The following is a 2907-nucleotide window of genomic DNA, read 5'->3' as shown; positions in this document are numbered from 1 at the left end:
AGTGGACGCGGTAAGTCAGTGTATTGTATTACCGACTATAACAAAAGTGCAGATAATTTCATTGATTAACTTATTATGAATACCCCGATATAGTTTCTGTTGATACTTTATTAAGAATTCAATGCAATAGATTCTGAGTATCAAATAATCTTTTGTCGGGTGAGTACAGCTCATGAAATTGGAGTAGTACCGCCCACCTTTTAAGGTAAGCAGCAGATCGGGAGGAAATGAAAGCTTACCGGATTATTTTTTATTTAACCTAAGACTTTGACTGTCCAATTGTTAGTTCTCCAATAAAATTGGTTTGGAGTATAAACAGGTAAAATTGATAAGTAAAGGCTTAACCGGTAGACGATTTCACAAAAATCGTGCTATTTATCGCCTTTTTCATTAAAAAATCATAGGTCTTAAATAGCGTGTGACTCATTTTTATCTGAGTCTGGGGGATAGGTAACAAACCGTGTTCTTCATCATGTTATTTTTCTCATCCAAATAAATTGGCATAAAAGTAACTAAGATAAAAAACAAAAAGCCCGCCACGGCATTTAAGTGTGGCGAGCTTAAATAAAGGCATAAAGGCTTATTAGATAGCAGTTACGTTTGCTGCTGCTGGGCCTTTGGCACCATTTTCAATGGTGAATTCTACGTTCTGGCCTTCAGCCAGAGTTTTGAAACCGTTACCTTGAATGGCAGAGAAGTGAACGAATACGTCTTTGCTACCATCAGCTGGAGTGATGAAACCAAAGCCTTTAGACTCGTTGAACCACTTCACTTGACCTTTCATTTTGTCAGACATTTGACTTTCCTATATATCAAAAAAAACTCGCCACCTCGGGCATGTGTTGGCCAGTATCAGCTATTACTTATGGAGGCACTAAGAAGGAAACGGTCAACAAAGGCTACCAGAGATAGCACTTACACATAACTCATTAACTCAAGATGTCGTACATAAAGTAGGTCTGTTTATCAGGCCAAACGCATTAACTCATGACCGCACAGGAATAGCAACCTTTTTATGTATTATCGATTTAAAAAAGTTGTATACGCTCAATATTAGAACAGAATGACATAATAAATAGGTACAGTTATAATTTTATTTGATTTATTCAACTTTTATCTTAGCAAAAATATCGATATTGTTTCCAGACAATAACAATTTTATAAATAAAATAAGGCAATTGATATACAGGTGTGTGCTCCGGGCATGCTAGCCTTAAAAATGGCATAACCTTCAATTCGATAACGCGTTTCTACAATAATCGGGTTAGTATTATGAACATCATCAAACAGATATTGATTCAGGATCTTAAGCGGATTAATCTCGAAGAACACCGTGATGGTAAAGTGCATTTCAATAGTATCTTTATTCGTCATCATCCATACCTATGCTTGGGGATGGTTACTGCTTATGCTTTCCTTGTCATGCTCATGGGGTATTCTCCCTATTTTGGCACTTGGTCACTGATTTTATTTACAGTACTTTTTGTCGCCATGGCAGCCGTTCTGCTTTTCGATATAAAACCGGTGTATCATTTTGAAGACATTGATGTACTGGATTTACGTGTCTGTTACAACGGAGAATGGTTCGTCAACGAAAAAGTATCCCATAAAGCCATCAATAAAATACTTACTCATCCTAAAGTACCCAGTGAAATGAAAGATGAGATCAAACGAATCATGAGGAAAAAAGACAGCATTTGTTTTTATGATGTATTTATAGTTGCCTTTTCAGAACAATCACCCTATTTTCACCCTTCCGAAATGGTGAATAAAAGTGCGTAATTTCAGTAAGGTAGCTCAATCATGACACAATACGTTCACAGGGTAAGCAAACGATAGGGAAATAGAATTTTTGCGTTGACACTCTCAAAGTTCATCGCTAGCATTCGCCTCGTTCTCAAGAACGAAGCAATTCCTCCATAGTTCAGTCGGTAGAACGGCGGACTGTTAATCCGTATGTCACTGGTTCGAGTCCAGTTGGAGGAGCCAAATTTAAGAAATCCCGATTTAGTTCTGCTAATCGGGATTTCTGCTTTTGATTTTATCAATCAGCTACCCTCCTTACTCAGATATACTTTCAATCGACTGTATTCGCACATAATTGAAGTTTTTTGTCGGTCCGCTCGATATCAAAGTGCTCCTTTCTCACGTTGGTAGATTTGTTCCTTATTCTTTACATCGATTTGCTGAATTTTTATCAAGGTGGTATCCAGAACTGAGCAAAGAAGTGATAGGAGGTTGAGTAAGGTATGGAAAATTGCAGTAATGCTTATATTTTGCTGTAAAAAATAACAAAATATCATCATATTGCACATCAGTTAGACACTTAAACTTATTTTCCATTTTTCCGCTTTACAAGCCTGACTCATTCCCCTATTATTCGCTCCGTTCTCAGGAACAAAGCAATTCCTCCATAGTTCAGTCGGTAGAACGGCGGACTGTTAATCCGTATGTCACTGGTTCGAGTCCAGTTGGAGGAGCCAAATTCAAAAAAGCCCGGTTTAGTTCTGCTAACCGGGCTTTTTGTTATTTATTTTCTGCAAATTTATCTGCTTCAGATGTATTTTTCTCCATCCAAATTCAAATTCAGACTAAAAACCCCACAATAAGTCTATATTCTCAGCAAACAAACAGTTATTGCTATTTTCTGCTTTGACAAACGAAAACAATATCGTTAGTATTCGCTTCGTTCTCACGAACGAAGCAATTCCTCCATAGTTCAGTCGGTAGAACGGCGGACTGTTAATCCGTATGTCACTGGTTCGAGTCCAGTTGGAGGAGCCAGGTTTAAGAAAGCCCGATTTAGCTCTGCTAGTCGGGCTTTCTGCTTTCTAGTACTACAGCCGTAATTGCTCTGTAAGCCGATGATTTCCCCGGCGGCGACAGTGACATTGTTGTGCCCGGTAT

Annotated in this window: 2 protein-coding genes and 3 tRNA genes; 4 read left to right on the top strand and 1 reads right to left on the bottom strand. The window is 38.2% G+C overall.

The genetic code is table 11. The annotated features are described in order from the left end of the window. Positions 1 to 583: 583 nt before the first annotated feature. A complete protein-coding gene (gene cspE, locus NXS07_RS19290) occupies positions 584 to 796 on the bottom strand; it encodes a transcription antiterminator/RNA stability regulator CspE (RefSeq protein ID WP_010847246.1) in 213 nt (70 codons plus the stop codon). Between the two features lie 476 nt (positions 797 to 1272). Between cspE and NXS07_RS19285 the strand changes: the two genes are divergently transcribed. From NXS07_RS19285 to NXS07_RS19270, 4 genes are all read left to right on the top strand, one after another. Then, a complete protein-coding gene (locus NXS07_RS19285; RefSeq protein ID WP_258087434.1) occupies positions 1273 to 1782 on the top strand; it encodes a YlaC family protein in 510 nt (169 codons plus the stop codon). A gap of 131 nt (positions 1783 to 1913) precedes the next feature. Beyond that, positions 1914 to 1989 (top strand) — tRNA-Asn (locus NXS07_RS19280). 418 nt (positions 1990 to 2407) lie between these two features. Then, positions 2408 to 2483, top strand: a tRNA-Asn gene (locus NXS07_RS19275). A 225-nt stretch (positions 2484 to 2708) separates the two neighbouring features. After that, positions 2709 to 2784, top strand: a tRNA-Asn gene (locus tag NXS07_RS19270). Positions 2785 to 2907: the final 123 nt, after the last annotated feature.

The organism is Xenorhabdus bovienii (genome assembly GCF_024721015.1).
Taxonomy (GTDB): domain Bacteria; phylum Pseudomonadota; class Gammaproteobacteria; order Enterobacterales; family Enterobacteriaceae; genus Xenorhabdus; species Xenorhabdus bovienii.
This window is presented reverse-complemented; position numbering and strand designations above follow the sequence as displayed.

Coding starts and splice junctions, on each gene's coding strand:
- cspE (WP_010847246.1), bottom strand. CDS start 796: ATGTCTGACAAAATGAAAGGTCAAGTGAAGTGGTTCAACGAGTCTAAA.
- NXS07_RS19285 (WP_258087434.1), top strand. CDS start 1,273: ATGAACATCATCAAACAGATATTGATTCAGGATCTTAAGCGGATTAAT.